The sequence below is a fragment of the Paenibacillus sp. J22P51 genome (assembly GCF_059692215.1).
The window spans coordinates 267,486-285,526 of sequence record NZ_JCAUAZ010000004.1; the positions used below are offsets into that span (position 1 = coordinate 267,486).

Below are 18,041 nucleotides of genomic sequence, written 5' to 3' on the forward strand. Positions count from 1 at the left end.
TGGCACGTAGCTGTCTGTTTTTTGGATTAATAGGTCGTGACGTTTCCCGAATACATGTTACCTGCCGGGCTGCGCGTATTATTATGTGCTTTAGCTGTGGCATTACTATCTGTATAGACTACGTTCGGAGTAGCATTATCCAGATAAACGGTATTGTCATGGAAGTCTGCGTTTAATCCCCAACCTGCAGAGCGTTGATGAACTTCAAACGCGTTAACGATGATACTGTTGTTATTGCGATATCCCGTGTTGTATCGAATAATATCATTGTTGCCTTTTACATCCATGAAGCTGTCGGCAGAATTGGCACCACTAATCCCCGTTCCGTTGAACGTATTGTACTCAACAGTCGTGCCGGTGGAGCCTTCTTTAATATCGATGCTTTCAGCCGTTACATTCGGGCCGATCGTATTGTTTTTAATCGTATTGTAGTTTGTGGCTGCGTTATAAGTACCCCATTTGCCTACATCGGATCCGACATAAACGCCCTCACCATAATCTGGTGTGAGAACGCCGCAATCATGAATGTTCGAGTTCTGGATCGTGTTATAGGAGCTGCCATCGCGATAATGCACGCCTTCTTCTCCAATATTATAGACCTCCACATTATCGATTAATGTGTTGTTCGCATTGTCCAGCATGATTCCTTTTTTGCCGTTTGTTACTTTAACATCTTGGACAACCCAATAGTCACCCGTCATGGTCAAGCCATAGCCTGTAGAGGTAGAGCCCGCGTTAACAATTGCGCGGTTTGTGGCGCTGGCGCTTTTGAAAGTGATCGGATTTGCTGCTGTTCCGTTCGCCGCTAGAGTAAACTTACCATTAAAGGTTACTCCAGCTGCTAGAATAATGGTATCTCCAGGCGCTGCATTAGCAACGGCCGTTGTGACGCATGACACTGTGCTGCAGGTAGTAGTTGCTGCGTTAGAGCTTGGGGGAGCGATCCCCATGGATAACATCACTAAAGGCATTGAAACGAACACAGGAAGCCACTTTCTTGCAAATTCACTTGAGATACCACGATTATGTAACATGATTAAACCTCCTTTAAAAAGTAGTCGCTGCATGAGCTGATTATCATTTGACAGCGCTTTCATTAAGAGTGTAACAAAGATCATCTCGAACAACTTGTGTTTTTTCTATCTATTATGTGCTTTTTATTAGGTAAGCTCTTTCGCTCAATAAATGGCAATTAAAATGGGTGAGATGGCCTGCACAACCCTGAGTGGGAAATTGGATGCTCAAATGAGAGATGTACCCTATCTGTTGAAGCAATTGTACGTGGAATACCGCAATTGTACCTATCTATGCCAGGGAAATATCCCTACAATAAGCATAAAAGAAAGCGCAATCATAATGGGGGAAATGCATGTATGAATGAAATGAAGCTATGGTTTAATCATCCTGCATCAGGGTGGTCGCAAGGCTTGCCGATCGGAAATGGAAGATTGGGGGCAATGATCTACGGCGGAGTGGAACATGAAACCTGGAGCCTGACAGAACTGACCTATTGGTCAGGGAAGTCCGAATCGCTTCCAGTTCAATCCAATGGCAGAGCGGATCTAGATCAGATGAGGGAGTACTTTTTTGCCGGGGATTACAAGCGTGGAGACGAGCTGGCGAAGCATTCCCTGCAGCAAAAGAAGGGGAATTTCGGTACGAATTTATCGATGTGCGATGTTCAACTAGCTTTTGATCATCAAGGTGATCAGTTTGTTCGAGAGCTAGATCTTAATAGCGCCTGCACGCGGACAGTTTACACCTCCAATGGGCATAGACGAACAAGAGAAGTTTGGGCTTCGCATCCGGATGGAATCGTAGCCTCACGATTATTTAGCGAACAGTCTGGCGGTTTATCCCTATCGATCGGTATCCTTGGGCGAACAGATCGGTTTACTGCAACATTAATCGGTAATGATACGTTTGTTTTTGAGGGGCAAGCAACGGAATATATGCATAGTAACGGGGAGTGCGGTGTATGCTGCCAAGGCATGCTGAAAGTCATCGCGGGTGGCGGTAGCGTATCCGCAGATGCTGGCCAAATTAGGATAGACAAGGCAGATGACGTGTATATCTATTTCGCAGCGAACACAGATTACGGCAGCAGCGATGACGCGTGGATGTCAAAGTCGGCGCACCAAATCGAGAACGCCATAGCTAAGGGATATGAGCGGCTGAGAGATGCCCACGTGGCGGATTATCGCCGTTTGTACGACAGAGTCCACGTAGACCTAGGCGTAACCAGTCATGCTAGTTTACCAACAGACGAAAGAATACAGCTGTTTCTGAAGGGGCAGGATGATGATCCGCAATTGTTTACCTTATTTTATCAATATGGTCGTTATCTGACGATTGCCGGGTCAAGGGCGGATTCTCCACTGCCGCTCAATCTGCAAGGGATTTGGAACGATGGCGAAGCCAATCGGATGCAATGGAGCTGTGACTACCATCTGGATATCAACACGGAAATGAATTATTTCCCCACAGAAGTGAGCAACTTGGCGGAATGCCATCTTCCCTTAATGCGATTCATTGCGCAATTAGCGGGGAGTGGAAGAGCGGCAGCTCAGCATTTCTATGGCTGTGAGGGATGGGTTGCCCACGTATTTACCAACGCATGGGGATTCGCGTCTCCCGGATGGGAAACGTCGTGGGGGCTGAACGTAACGGGAGGCTTGTGGATTGCCACACATCTTCGTGAGCACTATGAGTTCGGACTCAGTCAAGCGTTTCTGGCAGAGACGGCGTACCCTGTGCTGAAAGAAGCTGCAGCCTTTTTCCTCGACTATATGACGGTTCATCCGAAGTATGGCTGGCTGGTGACAGGCCCGTCGAATTCGCCTGAGAACAGTTTCTATTTAGACGGAAGCGAATATCAATTGTCCATGGGCTCCACGCTTGACCAGGTACTGGTTCGCGATTTGTTTGTGTTTTGCCTAGAAGCATCGGAGCTTCTACAGGTGGATGTGGAGCTGCAACAGAAGCTGAAGATGGCCATTGCCATACTGCCGCCGCTGATCATTGGACAAAGAGGACAATTGCAGGAGTGGCTGGAGGATTATGAAGAGGCACAGCCAGACCATCGCCACTTATCCCATCTCTTCAGCTTATACCCTAGCAATCAGGTGACACCTGAGGGTACACCAGAGCTCAGCGCTGCGGCAAGGGTAACCTTGGAGAATCGCATGGATCGAGAAACGTTAGAGGATATTGAGTTTACAGTAGCCGCTCTTGCAGCGAATTTCGCTAGATTGCATGACGGCGAGAATGCCTACAAGCATCTCACACATTTAATCGGTCATTTGTGTTTTGACAATTTATTAACCTACTCCAAGGCAGGGATCGCTGGGGCGGAAACGAATATATTTGTGGTGGACGGTAATTTTGGCGGTACAGCGGCTATCGCGGAAATGCTGCTGCAAAGTCACGCAGGAGGCATTCACTTGCTACCAGCACTTCCTGCCAAGTGGCATACGGGTAAGGTCACGGGCTTGCGTGCAAAAGGGAACGCAGAGGTGGATGTCACCTGGGCGGACGGAGAATTGGTCGAGGCGACCATACGGGCATTTTCGGCAGTCCGATCGTTCCTTCGTTATCGAGATCGTAAGGTTGAGTTCGTTCTGGAGCCCAACTGCACGTACCAAATCGACAGTGGGCTGTGCATGAAACTTATCTGAATATCGAGTAGACCAAGGCAGCTACAGTCAGTATAAGCGTAGTTGCCTTTCCTTTATTTATTTCCGACGTAGAATGATATAATAAAATTCAATTTAGATAACGCTTTCATAAATGGGGGGATAGGGTTCATGCCGAAGTTCTCACGAATATTCCGTAAATTTCTGATCTCCTATATCGTGATCTTGGTTATTCCGAGTATAGCTGGATATATGTCGTATCGTACAGCGATCGCGGTAACACAATCCATATCCATTGAGAATAACGTCACACAACTTCGGAAGAGTCAGGATATTTTGGAGCGGAGAATGGCTGAGGTCGAAGGTTTCACGAGACAGTTGGCTCTGAATCAAGAGTTGAGCGTTCTTATGAATGAAAGAGGAATGGACGAGAAAGTCAATCTGTATGGCATTTGGAAAGTAAATAATGATATTAAAGCATTTAGCCAAACGAATGATTTCTTACAGCAATTTTTTATCTATTTAAATAATTACAACGTCCTCTTAACCCCGGCCTCTTCCTATTTCCAGCCTGAACGTTATTATCAGTCCTCTCACTATAAGGATTTATCCGCGGATGAATGGAAACGTACACTATTAGAGCAAACGCACAATAGGGAAATCATCCCGTTGAAACCCTTTATCACGAATGGTGCGCAAACCTCTGTGATTACCTATATACAATCGCTTCCGTTAGACAGTTTTAATGGCTCCGCGCGCGCTACGGTCGTTGTTCTTATTGACGAGAAAGTCATTTCCAGCCTCCTATCGGATCTCAAGGTTCAATACGGCGGGTGGTCTCACATTAGTGATGCCAAAGGACATACCATTAGTCTGCTTGGCATCAATGAATCGGACGTGGGGAAATTAGCCTCAGACGCCAGATTTGATCAGGCCAAAGCGAGTCAATTCTATAACGATGATTTGGTTATTACGATTCGTTCCAAAACCACAGGATGGGTATATAGAGCGGGAATCCCCAGACATGTATTAATGGAGAATGCAAATAAAATCAAATACATAACTTGGTCTGTGACAAGTGCAGCTCTTGTGATCGGGTTGTTAGTGGGACTGTGGCAATCCTACCGCAATAGTTCACCTATGCATAGGCTGATGAATGTGATGAAAGAGCAGTTTGGCAAAGATGCAGCTATGGGACGCAATGAATATGACTTTCTACAGGGCAATATCTCGAACATGATTTCTAACAATAGGCGTCTCGAAAATGAACTAAACCGGCAGCTTCCTTTAATTAGAGATGCGTTCTTGAAAAGGCTTATTGCAGGCGAATTCCGATCGCTGGAAGAGATAGCCGCAGCTGCTGAACAAGCCAATATAGGTTTACATGTAGATATGGGCTACACAGGTATTTTGCAAATCAAGGGGTACTCCGGTATGGACAGCGTCGAAATTCTAAACGAGTTAAGTGCGGCCCGGCTTGTTATGAAACAGGCACTGCAGGATCTTGGGGGGCCTGTTCATATGACAGATCTGGGTGCCGACCGGGTTGTGGTGATCTTTAAAGGCATGACGGCAGCAGATGACAAGGAAGCAGCGAATAAGGAGATTGAACGAATTCTAAATGAGCTTGCCGAATTTGTATTTAACGAGTATAAAATTACGATCACCGCTGCCTTGGGGAATCCATTCTCCACGGCGATGGAGGTCAGTCACACGTACGAGCAAGCTACACAAGCGTTAGAGTATGCCCTGCACATGAATCGCAAAGGGGTCCTATGGTTTTCGGATGCCAAGCTGGAAAGCGACACGTATTATTATCCGCTCGATATTGAACTGCGCTTAATCAGTACGATCCGAGTGGGGGACATTGACGAAGCCAAACGGATTCTGGACGCGATTATTGCGCAAAATATTGAAAATCGTGAGCTATCCATTGAGATGAAGCATCAGCTTGTCGGGGAATTGAAGGGCACTTTCCTGAAATTGCTTTACCAGAAAACATTTCAGGAGTCCGATATTTTCGAGACAGTGAAGAATCGCGTAACGGGCATTCAAGCGAACGAAGAGATCGAGCTAATTAGGCAAGACATAGATGGAATAATGGAAGCATTCTGCGGTCTCATTGCCAGTAAAAAGAATGATCATCATAATAAAACCGTGGAGCAAGTCATGGCTTATATTGCTGAGATGTACAGTGATCCAGATCTGAACTTATATCGCGTTGCAGAGAAGGCAGAGCGTCCAGAGAAGTACATCTCCAACCTGTTTAAAGAGGTAACGGGTGTGAATTTATCGGATCATTTGGAAAAGGTGAGAATGGATCAAGCCGCCAATTTGTTAAAAGGGGATACCTACACGGTAGATGAAATTGCTGCGCGTGTCGGCTACAATAGCTCTCATTCCTTTCGAAGAGCATTTAAGCGAGTGCTCGGTGTTTCACCTAGTTCCTACAGGCAGTCCACAACAGAATAAATAACGGTAGACTATTTATTAAAAAGGAGCTAAGCGGCTTAAATGCGCTTAGCTCCTTTGCTTTTGGCCTCCAAAGCAACTAACTCGGCACAGATTGCTTCCCCGGCACCCATTAGTCCGAAATGATCAAATTAATCTCACAGTCCGCGTTATTAAATCATAGTTAGTCCTAAATAGCCCAACTAAATCGCCCCAAACAACTCGCACGCAAGGAAGAGGGTTAGATAATTCGGCAGATTCTGACTATTGGTCCTTTATAGGGAGGAATCCTCGTTGTAATTCGGAGATATCGGACTAATGCTGCTTTCAGCAAAGGTGGATGCCCCATTGACAGATGTACTCCCTATTTATCGTTAATTGTACGTGAAATAACGCAATTGTACCTATCTAATACGGGCAATTATCGCCTAGAATAAGGCTCAAGAAAGCGCAAACATTTTCGAGACAGATGATCTTAGGGGGTTTTGTTTTGGATAAAGAACTAGTCACCAGTCAGAGATCACTGATCACAAGCAGTCGACTTGGTTTCATAGAGGCAGCGACCAAAAGCTTCAAGAAGCATTGGCAGTTGTATCTGCTCATCATTCCACCCGCGTTGTATTTCCTTATATTCAAGTATTATCCGATATTGAACGCGGTGCTTGCCTTTAAGGACTACAATGTCACGAAAGGCATCTGGGGAAGCCCCTGGGTCGGGTTTAAGAACTTTCAGTTATTTTTTGAAAATCCGTTGTTCTGGACATTAGTGAAGAACACGATTTTTATCAGTGGATACCTGCTGATTGTTGGCTTCCCGATTCCCATTTTATTGGCGTTGGCGATCAATGAAGTACGCAATCAGCGCTTCAAGAAGCTTGTCCAACTCGTTTCCTTTGCACCCTATTTCATATCCACCGTTGTGATGGTGTCCATTATTATGCTCTTTCTGGCGCCACGACTCGGTTTTGTGAATGTGGTGATGAATCATCTCGGCATGGATTCGATTAATTTTCTCGGAGAGCCCAGCATGTTTCGCTCGATCTATGTGTGGTCTGACATTTGGCAGACGGCCGGCTATTACTCAGTCATCTTCTTGGCTGCCTTAGCAGGCGTGGATCCTTCCCTCTACGAGGCGGCCAAGGTAGACGGTGCTTCACGTTTACAGAAAATTATACACGTTGATTTACCTGGCATTTTGCCCACCATTGTCATCGTCTTAATCCTGAATGTAGGTAATGTGATGGCGATTGGCTTCGAAAAGGTCTATTTATTGCAAAATCCACTGAATACGGTGAATTCCGAGATTATCGCGACCTATGTGTATAAAGTAGGACTACTGAATGCGAATTACAGCTTTGCAACAGCCGTCGGATTGTTCAATTCAGTGATCAATTTGATCCTGCTCATTGTTGTTAATGGAATGGCTAAGAAATTCTCGAATCATAGTATTTGGTAAAAAGGAGTGCAGCTATGTCTACGATGAAAGCAAGGGTGAAAGATTCATTTGGAGATAAGGTTTTCTTGATTGCCGTCTATGTACTTCTAAGCGTCCTACTAATTGTTGTGCTATATCCGCTCATTTATGTGATCAGCAGTTCGTTCAGCAGTCCTTCCGCTGTCACGTCCGGCAAAGTATGGCTTTGGCCCGTAGAGCTATCGCTCAAAGGGTACAATACCTTGATTCATAACCAGAAAGTGACGGTTGGCTATGCGAATTCTCTCTTTTATACAGGTGTAGGTACCATCATTAGTGTCGTACTTACGATTATGATTGCGTATCCGCTTTCTCGTAAAACCTTCTTCGGCAAGAATGTGCTCATGATGTTAATTACGTTTACGATGCTATTCAGCGGTGGTTTAATACCAACTTATTTGGTCGTCAAGCAGATGGGGCTAATCGATACAAGATGGGCTCTGCTAATCCCCAATGCTATTTGGGTGTGGCAGGTTATCATCACGAGATCCTTCTTTCAATCCGCGATCCCAGATGAATTGTTTGATGCCAGTGAAATAGATGGCTGCAGTGATTTCAGATTTCTAAGAAGCGTTGTCGTGCCTTTATCGAAACCGATTATCGCGGTTCTTATCTTAATTTATGCAGTCGGCCAATGGAACGCGTATTTTGATGCTTTGATTTATCTTAAATCTGCTAGTCTGTTCCCACTTCAGTTGATTTTGCGCAGTATTATCATCCTCAACAACAGTTCCAATGCAACGGATGCTATGAAGCTAGTAGAAAGACAGCAGCTGGCGGAAGCACTGAAATATTCCCTCATTGTTGTAACAACACTTCCCGTGCTGATTATTTATCCGTTCGTACAGCGATTCTTCGTGCAAGGCATGTTGGTGGGTTCCGTTAAAGGCTAAGACGCGGCCCTATGGATTCCATTGAGAGGGGGGATTCTTTTCAGGTAATGCTGGTAGTCGGTCTTAGATCGGGGTTATACTAAATGCATGAAAAAAGGGAGCGATACATGTGAAAAAGGGTCTTGTAAGCGCACTAACGGTAATCATGATGTCTAGTTTGTTTCTTGCCGCATGCTCTAAGGATGATACAGCATCGGTGTCTCCAGCAGCAACGGGAGGTACAACGAGCGGTCCTGTCGCGATCAGCATGTTTGCTCAACAAGATACGGCGATCGACTTGAAGACGAATAAATTTACGAAATTCATGGAAGAAAAGTTCAATGCCAAGTTTAATTTTGAAATTATCCCGTTTGATGGTGCCAAAGAGAAGAGACAGATTTCACTGGCAAGCGGTGATTATCCGGATTCCTATATGTTGACGGCCTGGATCGACCAGTTTTCACAAGCTGATATTCTCAAATACGGGAAGCAAGGCATTTTAATTCCCTTAAATGATTTGATCGATCAGTATGCTCCGAATATCAAGGCGGCTATGGCTAAGGACGCTACGCTGAAGAGCTTTAGTACGGCGCCGGATGGCAAAATTTATGGATTAGGTTCTTATACGCAATGCTTCCACTGCTCGTATCCGAACAAAATGTGGGTCAATACGAAATGGTTATCCAAAATGAATCTCGAGATGCCGAAAACGACCGAGGATTTCAAGAAAGTACTCCAAGCTTTCAAAAAAGGTGATCCCAACGGTAACGGCAAAGCCGACGAAGTTCCGCTAAGTGGATCGACAGAAGATTTTGGGGTGCATATCATTCCGTTTCTTATGAACGGTTTCATTTATGATGATGACCGCAATTACCTGGCGATGACGAATGGCAAAGTAGATACAGCAGCGAATAAGCCCGAATGGAAAGAAGGCTTAGCTTACATTAAATCATTGTATGACGAGGGGCTAATTGATCCAGGTGCATTTACGCAAAATGCAGAAGCGTTCAAAAAAATCGGTGAGAATGCCGGTACGCAAATTCTTGGCATAGGGGCAGGCATGCATCCAGCTATTTTCGTAAACATTGATAAAGGAAACAAAAACTCGGCCGATTACAATCCGGTACCTCCGCTTACAGGGCCTCACGGTTCCCTAGCTACCCATGATGGTGGGGGACTGACGCCAGGAGCGAAATTCGTCATTACGAACAAGGCAAGCAAAGAAGAGCAAATCACGCTGATCAAGATGGTTGATTACATGTTTACGACAGAAGGTCAGACGAATGCAGCATCAGGTATGGAAGGGATAGACTGGAGAAAGCCGAAAGATGGCGAGGTCGCACTAGGCAAAGATGTGAAGCCTCTTATTGCGTCAATTCCTGCTGTTGAGGGAGAAGCCCCGCATAACGCTGGATGGAGCGGAATGGGACACTTCTACCAACCGAAGGAATATCGAGACAGCTTCGTTCAAGGAACAGATTTGTATGACTCGGCTAATTACGAACGCAGACTTTACAATGCGACGCTCTTATACCAAGGTCATGAACCTAAGGAGATTTTCCCTGTTTGGGCCGTATGGGTTGATCCTGCTCTAACCGATGAAGCAAGTATTCTTCAAACGAATCTCAAAAATTATATCGATCAAAACGCACTGCAATTCATCACGGGAAATAAAGATCTGAATAAGGATTGGGACGCTTATGTGAAAGGACTGGATAATTTGAAAGTCGGACGTTATCTGGAAATTTTGCAAAAGGCGTATGACAGTTCTTCGTATAAAAAATAAGTTATCTAAGGGATCAAGTGCTTTATGTTCAAACATAGAGCACTTGATTTTTATGTAAGTAAAGGAGACGCAGAATATGACTTATACATGGGCTAATCATTCGGAGAATCTTCGTGGAGGGCTGCCTCAAATCAATGAGAGGCTGCTTCGCAACGAGACGATTGTTGTCGCTTTTATAGGCGGTTCTATTACCGAAGGTGCAGGGGCATCGGATATGAATGCCACAAGTTGGCGTGCTTTGACAGAGAGCTACTTAAAGCAACGATTTTCACCAGAGAAGGTAACGTGTATCAATGCTGGCGTAGGGGGGACGACGTCTACCTTTGGAGCGCACCGGCTGTATGAACATGTTTTGTCTCAAGGTGAGATCGATTTATTGTTCGTCGAGTTCAGTGTGAACGACGGTGAGGATCGCGAGGAATCCATCCGAGGCATGGAAGGCATTGTCCGGCAGTGCAGAGAACACTCGCCTCGAACGGATATCTGCTTCCTCTACACGGCAGCAGATAAAAATTTGACTGAAAGCCTACCTTTCAACATTGCCGTTCATGAAGAAGTCGCTTCTTATTATGCGATTCCTTCTGTTAACTTCGCTGCTAGCGTATACACGCTGATACAGTCGAAGCAAGTGTCCTGGGACGCGCTTGCTTCCGATCGGATACATCCGAATGATGAGGGGCATGCGTTGTATGCTGAGATTTTGCAGGCGTATCTGGATGAAGCATTAGATGTAAGGGAGGTAACGGAAACTGACAAAGACACAGTAGGCGTTAACGGTCAGCATTTTATACCGCTATCGCCGCCTCTGGAGCCAAATAATTACGAATATGCAGCCATGTTGGAGGTGGATTTAGCTGAGCATTTGGAAGGCTTTGAATGGAGGGATCTGACATCAGAGCCGCTGATGAACTGGAGATATGACACACGACATCTATATTCGGATACCCATGATGCATCGATTTCTTTCACAGTAAACGGGCAGAGTGCAGGACTTTTACTGCTGTGCGGGCCTGACACGGGGATCTTCGAATACGCCATAGACGGACTGTTATTTAACCAGGTTAATTTGTTTGACCATTGGTGTTTGATGGCTTATCGCCCGATTATGGTTATGTTTCCTATACAATCGGGGCCTCAAAGCAGGCGAATTACAATTCGTCATACGGGGAAGAAAGACGAACGAAGCACGGGGACAAGTCTTCGTATTTTGAAATTGTTAAGCAATTAAAGCAGGGCAACTGATGCATAGCCTACTACGCTGCTTTCTGGACAAATAGATGGATTTTATCCATTAAATTGAGAGGATATTTCGTTTATACATTGATTAGATGTATTTTCTCCAGTTAATTTTAGGAATTTTCAACAAAATGTATAAAAAGGGTAAAATTACCTGTATGATTTCCGTCTAATCTTCGTAATCAGCAACTTTTGAAGGAAATAGATGGACTTTTTCCAGTTAAATGGTGCTAGCAGCAACCCCAACTCGTACCCCTATATTCGAACATGGATTCATCCTTCTGGAAAATAAGATTGAACCCGATGCCCTCTCCATGTAAGATAGAGCACATACCAGCAAGAGGAAAGGTGCATCTATGTGGACGTATATCGTAAATTTATTTCGTGACTTATCGCCTAACGTGAGGCGGTTCATCGCGACCGAGAGTTTGTTTGGCATCGGTGTAGGCATATTTAGCCTTATCCTGAATTTACATCTTTTAGACCTCGGATTTTCCAAAGGTGACATCGGCAAAATAACGTCGCTTGGGGCGCTGACCATTGGCTTGGCCAGCCTGCCGGCAGGCTTCATCGTCAAACATATCGGGCGCAAAACAATGCTTGTAGTTGGTATGCTCCTAGCATTCCTATCCCTCATACTCTTCGGGATCGGAACCAGCCTTGGGGCGGTTACCGTCGCGCAGCTTATTTATTCGCTTGGCGTTACAGCGATCGTTAACTCCGAAATTCAATTGATCTTCCAATATTGTCGCACGAAAAAAGAAGAAACGAGCGCTTATTCATTGTTATTCGCTATATTTACGTTATTTACTGGCCTTGGCACATGGCTCGGCGGTTATCTGCCGGAATGGCTGCCCGGACATACAACGACGTATCAGTACGCCTTCTTCGTAGCCGGCGGATGCTTAGGGCTCTCGGGCATATTACGGGGATTGCTGCTGCCGTCTTCCCATGCAAAGGTGCAAAAGGATGCTGAAGATAAGGTCAACGGTGGCGTTCAATCAGCGAAGCCTGCGGATACGCCGAAGAAAAGACATGCGATGTATTTTCTGCTGCTGCTTTCCCTGCTTATTTTCAACTCCGGCTTCACGTTCGGACTGCTCAGCCCGTTCTTGAATGTCATTCTGAAATTCCGATTTCAGATGGATGACAGTAATATCTCTGGTTTGCTCGCGTTGTCCGGATTTTTCTTCTTTATCGGCTCCATCGTTATGCCGTACGTCGTAGAGAGATGGGGCAGCCGCAGGACGTTCGTGTTCCTGTTTCTGTATAACATCGTCATCGTAGCGCTGATGGCGATCGCGATGCCAGCTGCTGTATTCGCTATGCTGCTGCTCATTCGCGGGACGGGCTTCACGATGCTGAACAACTTGATGGACAGCCAATGTATGTCAGCTGTCGCCGAAGAAGACCGCAACCTGTTCGCAGGGATGCGGACGGTGTCTCGCAGTATCGGCAATACGATCGCTTCTTACTGGGCAGGGTATATTTTGGCCGGAAATCATTATGCGTGGCCTTTCGTTCTTACGGCGATTGCCCTGCTAGTCGGGTATGTCGTGTATGCGTGGTTCGTGCAAGGCAAGCTGGATCGGAGACTGCAAGGCCAGACATGATAGGGTTGTGATCTCCGCATGTAGCGTGTTTCTCTAGCTTGAACGCCGAGTAATGAAGGAGGGCCTCTAACCGTGATGTCCTATTTGAAACGGGTATATGAAGCGTGGATCGACTATCCTCAAAGGAGAGGCGGGGTCATTCGGGATCAATATCAGATTGAACGTTTTCTGGGGATGGGAAGCTATGGCTTAACTTACTTATGTCAGGACAGGAATTCCGGTCAGGAGGTCGTCGCGAAGCAGGCTAAGCCGAGTAAAGGGCAGCTGGGGCAAGACCTATTGCGCCGCGAGGCGGCGATCATGAGCGAACTGGTACATCCCGCCATTCCAAAATGCTACACCACCTTCGAAGAATCGAAACAATTGTATATGATAACTGAATATATCCAGGGTCAGACCGTTGAGGATTTAATATTTGAACGGGGAGATCGATTTGCGGAAAAGGATGCCCTAAGTCTCATACGCCGTTTACTTGACATCGTACACTTCATTCACGGGCATGGTATCGTTCATTTGGATATTCGCATTCCGAATGTCATTCTAGACGGGGAGCGTATGTGTTTGATTGATTTTGGTTTAGCCGCTCGCCTAGGAGAGCCTGCTCGGTTAACGATAGATTCCGATGAAGAGCAAATCCGAAGAAGAACCGTAGCGGTCACTTCAGATCTGTACGCCATCGGTCATTTTCTACTATTTATGCTTTACTCGACATTTGAATCGCCGGTTGGTCAGGAGGACGCCATTCTGGGATGGGAAGAGGAACTGTCGATTTCCGCACAGACGAAGCATATGCTTCGGAAATTATTGCAGATCGATCCATCATATGTGAATGTGCAAGCCTGTATCGAGGATCTGGACGCATTATTAGCTTAAAAAGAAAAAGCCACTTTCGCGGCTTTGAATTAGCTGGAGCTTCTACCTCTATTTTTATAATAACCCTGTCCTTGATGACTGTGTCCGTATCCTCCACGGTGACTCGAAGAGTAGCGTCGAGTCACATGTACTCTGTGATTAGAGCTGCTATGTCCGTAGTGTCGGCCTCGTCTGGAATGGAGAAGAGATCCAAATAGTTTACGTAGTAAATATTTGATCACCTTTCATTCCTCCTTTCGCGGTTTACTCCTTAATACGGCAAGAGTACGGGATGGTTTCAGCTAGCCATCCACTTGGGCGTGCAAACGTTCCAGAATGCGCCGCTTGCGATACAGCATTTTCGCAGCTTCGCCGACATCCTTCAGCGTGCCGCGATTGATCCAAGCGCCGAAGAGAATTCCCGCGATCGGGATCAGCTGGAAGAGTTTCTTCCACCCCCAATTATCGCGGTACGTGGCGAATACCTCCCGCCAGCCCTGAAGCTGCGAGATCAACTGCACATTTTTCTTATCCGCAGAAGCGTAGTTGGCCAGCTCTTCGAGAATGGCCTTTTTGCCGACAATGTCGGAGGATGAGAATTGAAGGACTTTGATCGTGAAGATCCGCTCCTGCTTGTCTTTGGGATCATAGCCATAGCAGATGGCAATTTCCTGAATGGTTTTCAAAGACAGACCAAGGATGGCCGGAATATCGATAGCAAGCGTCAGAATGCCGCCAATGCCTGTGGTTGCACCTTGCAGGGTAGCGATTTTAGAACGATTTAGGACAATCTCGTCTGCGGTTTGATCCAGTACTTGAAGCGGCAATGTTCCCACGGATGCAATCGTAAGCCCCTCAGTAAGATCTGCTCGCTCACCCCTATTGCGCTCAAACACTTCTTCAACATGCCGCAAGGTTCCCTTCTCAGAAATCAGATAGCGCCCTCCTGCTTGCAAATAATTACCGAGCTCGTCCAAGGCTTCGCCTATTTTTTTGTTCAAAAACTTCGGTGTTAATTTGTCCAGCACCTGGAAAGGCAGCCGTCCAAGCTTTTCCCAAAACCAAAGATCTTTCTGTTCAGCTTCCCAGGCTTCTATCTCATGAAGGGCTTGTTGCAGCTCATTTCTTGTTTCCGGATGGTGATTGCGTTCAAGATCATTCATGCTGTGCACAACTCCTTTCTACATCGTATACGTAAGTATTCGCATTTGGATGCAAGGTAACTTACTAAGCAACAAAGTTATTTTGCATTACCTAGAAACTGGGTGTCGGAACGACAGTACGTATAGTAATTCCGATTAAGCGATAGTGGAAATATCCTAGAGTGATATAGCGTGGAGGTGAAAGTAGCATTCCTGCTGTTTAGCACTACGGGTGGAGTTAGTCGAAAGAATCGACTAACTGTTGTAAAAGCAATAGGAATACGTAGCACATGATCCTAAGAAAACCAGCTTTCCCTGAACTGCACCTCCAATAGTTAGATGGTGTCTAACAATTGGGGTATAGTTCAGGTTTGGCTGGTTTCTTTTATTTTATATGTTAAACAATTTTTCAATCGCCTCGCGTTGAGCTGGCTTAATATTGACCTTGGCGCGAATGCTTTTGGCCAGGGCTTCAGCTTCTTCGATCGTCTGACTCTTGCCTAATGTAATCAAGGTGCCAACTGCGACAGCGCCGGTTCTGCCTCCGCCGCCAGCACAGTGAAACCCGACTTTTTTACCGCTTTGGTAGGCTTCAACCACGTGATTAATGGCTTGTTGAAACAATTGGTCTTGCGGTCCCGCCGCATTGTCTCCAAGAGCGACTTGAATCCATTGGGCGTTGCCAGTCGGATAAGCACACTCCGTTGCTTCTGCGCGTAAATCTATGATGACTTCAACGCCTTCATTTTTAACCATATCCTCAACGTCCGCAGCTCCGCCAAAATAAATCCGATCCTCGACTAAGGCTTGGTAGTTTTTATGTCTTTTGACCTCACCAGCGTGCGTGCCTTCTACCAAGAATTGCTCAATCCGCAGCTTAATAGCATCTCTTACTTCACGGAATTTAGCTGCAATTTCTTCTTCCGTTCCGGTTGCTTTAGCAGGGTCATCGAAGCCCCAGTGCCATCTTTCAGCCTTATCGTTAAGCACAACAGGGCAGTTATCGTTGGCATGACCACACAACGTAATGATGTAATCGGCTTGGCTTAAAAGAACAGGATCTATCACGTCAGATGTGTTATTCGAGATATCGATACCAGCTTCTTGCATCGTTGCAACTGCTCTTGGGTTCAATCCGTGTGCTTCCAGGCCAGCGCTTTTCACTTCATATTTCTCACTGCCTAAAGCTTTCAGAAACCCATCCGCGATCTGGCTGCGGCAGGAGTTACCAGTACATAGAAAATAAACTAATTTTTTGTCCATGTGGAACATCTCCTTAAGATTGATTTATGTGATTACGCTTAACCATAGGTACAAACCTATAAGTGTGAGAAGTAATGTTGGAACGGTAAGGATAATACCTATTCTGAAATAATAACCCCATGTTATTTTCACACCTTTGGTAGAGAGAACATGAAGCCATAACAAAGTGGCCAGTGAGCCAATTGGCGTGATTTTAGGACCTAAATCGGATCCAATCACATTGGCGTAAATCAAAGCTTCACGGATAATCCCCTCTGTCCCAGTGCCTTGGATAGCAAGCGCATTGATCATGACCGTCGGCATGTTATTCATAACCGAGGAGAGAATAGCGGCTAGAAATCCCATTCCCACCGTGGCAACAAACAATCCGTGATCAGATAGTTGCTCGATCAAGTTTCCTAGAGTATCGGTCAGACCGGCATTTTTCAAACCATAAACCACGACATACATACCGATCGAAAAAATCACAACAGCCCACGGTGCCTCTTTTATTACTCGTTTAGTTACAATAACCTTGCTAGATCGAGCAATAAGAATGAACACTAGCGCCGCGATACCGGCAATGATGGAAACAGGGATCTCAACAAAGCCACTAATCAGGTAAGCAACTAACAGAGCACCAAGTATCACCCAAGATAATCGGAAAAGCTGGATATCCTTGATTGCTTCGGATGGACGCCTCAGATGAGCTATATCGTAATTTCTTGGAATGTCTTTTTGGAAAAATAGGAAGAGAACAAGCAAGCTGGCACCTAATGAAACCAAACTCGTGACGAACATTCGGCTTGCATAGGAGACAAAATCAATACCAAAGAAATCAGCTGAGACGATGTTTACCAAATTACTGACAACCAGTGGAAGTGAGGTTGTATCTGCAATAAAACCACTTGCCATAATGAAGGGAAGAATCATTCGATCTGGGAATTTCAGAGCTCGAACCATCGCCAGAACAATGGGTGTTAGGATCAGCGCTGCTCCGTCATTCGCAAAAAGAGCTGCAACAGCTGCGCCAAGCAGGATGACATAAATGAATAGCGCTTTTCCGTTACCTTTGGCCATGCGTGCCATGTGCAGAGCGCACCATTCAAAGAAACCGATCCCATCAAGGATAAGGGAGATCAAGATGATGGCCACAAAAGCCAATGTCGCGTTCCATACGATGCCAGTCACTGTCACGACGTCATGTAGAGAAACAACTTGGCAAATGAGTGCCAGCAGGGCACCCGCCGAAGCGGACCAACCAATATTTAACCCTCGGGGCTGCCAAATCACAAATGTTAGGGTAAGTAAGAAGATGAAGACTGCTAGAACTGCCATAGGTTCCTCCTATTAGTCGCAACAATGTAGCTTTTCACAAGAAGTCGCATCCACCTTTTCTTTTTGGGAAGGTAAGTGTTGAAATAGCTCTTGTAAGAAGGGCTTATCGCTGATGTTTAACGAATAAAATACCCATTGTCCCTTTTTGGTTTCTTTTACGAGACCGCCGTCTTTGAGCTTACGCATATGTTGGCTTACATTCGGTTGGCTCGTTTGCAAGATCTCAACAATTTCATACACACAAAGTTCACGCTCTTTGAGAAGTGAAAGTATCGTGAGTCTCATTTTATCTCCCAACAGCTTGAAAACATCGGATAACTTCCCGATTTCCACGCCAATCACTCTCCTTTATGTACTTTGAATCATTATATAATCATTCACTTATATTTAAAAGTCAAGA

Annotated in this window: 13 protein-coding genes and 1 pseudogene; 8 read left to right on the plus strand and 6 right to left on the minus strand. The window is 45.6% G+C overall.

Annotated elements, in window-relative coordinates:
* Positions 1–26: 26 nt before the first annotated feature.
* Positions 27–1,034 carry a right-handed parallel beta-helix repeat-containing protein gene (locus tag AC58QC_RS12105; RefSeq protein WP_497415395.1) on the minus strand — a complete coding sequence of 336 codons (1,008 nt, stop codon included), beginning with the start codon at positions 1,032–1,034 and terminating at the stop codon, positions 27–29.
* Between the two features lie 339 nt (positions 1,035–1,373).
* On the opposite strand from AC58QC_RS12105, the gene AC58QC_RS12110 reads away from it, so the two are divergent.
* From AC58QC_RS12110 to AC58QC_RS12145, 8 genes are all read left to right on the plus strand, one after another.
* Entirely contained in the window at positions 1,374–3,677 is a 2,304-nt protein-coding gene (locus AC58QC_RS12110) for a glycoside hydrolase family 95 protein (RefSeq protein WP_497415396.1), read from the plus strand.
* 129 nt (positions 3,678–3,806) lie between these two features.
* Positions 3,807–6,107, plus strand: coding sequence for a helix-turn-helix domain-containing protein (locus tag AC58QC_RS12115; RefSeq protein ID WP_497415397.1), 2,301 nt, complete (start codon positions 3,807–3,809; stop codon positions 6,105–6,107).
* A gap of 580 nt (positions 6,108–6,687) precedes the next feature.
* Positions 6,688–7,542: an ABC transporter permease gene (locus tag AC58QC_RS12120; RefSeq protein ID WP_497415549.1), complete on the plus strand. Its 855-nt coding sequence runs from the start codon at positions 6,688–6,690 to the stop codon at positions 7,540–7,542.
* Between the two features lie 23 nt (positions 7,543–7,565).
* Complete coding sequence (locus AC58QC_RS12125; protein ID WP_497415550.1) at positions 7,566–8,453, plus strand: carbohydrate ABC transporter permease; 888 nt, start codon at positions 7,566–7,568, stop codon at positions 8,451–8,453.
* Positions 8,454–8,562: 109 nt separating this feature from the next.
* The gene (locus tag AC58QC_RS12130) at positions 8,563–10,218 is read left to right on the plus strand and encodes an extracellular solute-binding protein (protein ID WP_497415398.1); all 1,656 of its coding nucleotides are present in this window, start codon (positions 8,563–8,565) and stop codon (positions 10,216–10,218) included.
* Positions 10,219–10,294: 76 nt separating this feature from the next.
* Positions 10,295–11,446, plus strand: coding sequence for an SGNH/GDSL hydrolase family protein (locus tag AC58QC_RS12135; protein WP_497415399.1), 1,152 nt, complete (start codon positions 10,295–10,297; stop codon positions 11,444–11,446).
* Between the two features lie 364 nt (positions 11,447–11,810).
* The gene (locus AC58QC_RS12140; protein WP_497415400.1) at positions 11,811–13,067 is read left to right on the plus strand and encodes an MFS transporter; all 1,257 of its coding nucleotides are present in this window, start codon (positions 11,811–11,813) and stop codon (positions 13,065–13,067) included.
* Positions 13,068–13,142: 75 nt separating this feature from the next.
* A complete protein-coding gene (locus tag AC58QC_RS12145; protein WP_497415401.1) occupies positions 13,143–13,940 on the plus strand; it encodes a serine/threonine protein kinase in 798 nt (265 codons plus the stop codon).
* 281 nt (positions 13,941–14,221) lie between these two features.
* Here the strand turns inward: AC58QC_RS12145 and AC58QC_RS12150 are convergent, their stop codons facing one another.
* The 5 genes and pseudogenes from AC58QC_RS12150 to AC58QC_RS12170 all read right to left on the minus strand — a co-directional run bounded on the left by AC58QC_RS12150 (position 14,222) and on the right by AC58QC_RS12170 (position 17,980).
* Entirely contained in the window at positions 14,222–15,082 is an 861-nt protein-coding gene (locus AC58QC_RS12150; RefSeq protein WP_497415402.1) for an EcsC family protein, read from the minus strand.
* Positions 15,083–15,451: 369 nt separating this feature from the next.
* Complete coding sequence (locus AC58QC_RS12155) at positions 15,452–15,919, minus strand: protein-tyrosine phosphatase family protein (RefSeq protein WP_497415551.1); 468 nt, start codon at positions 15,917–15,919, stop codon at positions 15,452–15,454.
* Positions 15,908–16,324: pseudogene (arsC, locus tag AC58QC_RS12160) on the minus strand (arsenate reductase (thioredoxin)); the annotation flags it as partial. The gene AC58QC_RS12155 and the pseudogene arsC, both read right to left, overlap by 12 nt.
* A gap of 24 nt (positions 16,325–16,348) precedes the next feature.
* Positions 16,349–17,641, minus strand: a complete 1,293-nt coding sequence (locus AC58QC_RS12165) for an arsenic transporter (protein ID WP_497415403.1) — start codon at positions 17,639–17,641, stop codon at positions 16,349–16,351.
* A 12-nt stretch (positions 17,642–17,653) separates the two neighbouring features.
* Positions 17,654–17,980: an ArsR/SmtB family transcription factor gene (locus AC58QC_RS12170; protein ID WP_497415552.1), complete on the minus strand. Its 327-nt coding sequence runs from the start codon at positions 17,978–17,980 to the stop codon at positions 17,654–17,656.
* Positions 17,981–18,041: the final 61 nt, after the last annotated feature.